This is a genomic window from Bacillus sp. AF62, from assembly GCF_050312695.1.
Taxonomy (GTDB): domain Bacteria; phylum Bacillota; class Bacilli; order Bacillales; family Bacillaceae_G; genus Bacillus_A; species Bacillus_A cereus.
The window spans coordinates 1-892 of the sequence record NZ_JBNPJZ010000014.1 but is presented as its reverse complement, the minus strand read 5'-3'; the positions used below and the strand labels follow the sequence as shown (position 1 = coordinate 892).

Below are 892 nucleotides of genomic sequence, written 5' to 3'. Positions count from 1 at the left end.
TTTCGGGTCTACGACCACGTACTAAACGCCCTATTCAGACTCGCTTTCGCTGCGGCTCCGCCTCTTCAGCTTAACCTCGCACGGGATCGTAACTCGCCGGTTCATTCTACAAAAGGCACGCCATCACCCATTAACGGGCTCTGACTATTTGTAGGCACACGGTTTCAGGATCTCTTTCACTCCCCTTCCGGGGTGCTTTTCACCTTTCCCTCACGGTACTGGTTCACTATCGATCACTAGGGAGTATTTAGCCTTGGGAGATGGTCCTCCCAGATTCCGACGGAATTTCACGTGTTCCGCCGTACTCAGGATACATTCAAGAGAGAACGAAGTTTCGACTACGGGGTTGTTACCCTCTACGACGGACCTTTCCAGGTCGCTTCGTCTACCTCGTTCCTTTGTAACTCCGTATAGAATGTCCTACAACCCCAAGAGGCAAGCCTCTTGGTTTGGGCTATGTTCCGTTTCGCTCGCCGCTACTCAGGAAATCGCATTTGCTTTCTCTTCCTCCAGGTACTTAGATGTTTCAGTTCCCTGGGTCTGTCTTCCATACCCTATGTATTCAGGTAAGGATACCATACCATTACGTATAGTGGGTTTCCCCATTCGGAAATCTTCGGATCAAAGCTTACTTACAGCTCCCCGAAGCATATCGGCGTTAGTCCCGTCCTTCATCGACTCCTAGTGTCAAGGCATCCACCGTGCGCCCTTTCTAACTTAACCAAACTAAAAATTAAAAAATATGAGCTACACTGTTATCTAGTTTTCAAAGAACATACATTTATATATGAGAGATAGTTCTCTCAAAACTGAACAAAACGAAACACGGAAACTTATATTGATGAACAGCGTTCATCAATTCTCCATAGAAAGGAGGTGATCCAGCCGCACC

1 rRNA gene is annotated in these 892 nt (G+C 47.3%); it reads right to left on the bottom strand.

Annotated features, from left to right (window positions below):
• Positions 1-723: ribosomal RNA gene (locus ACQRBL_RS02585) — 23S ribosomal RNA — on the bottom strand; the annotation flags it as partial.
• Between the last annotated feature and the right edge of the window lie 169 nt (positions 724-892).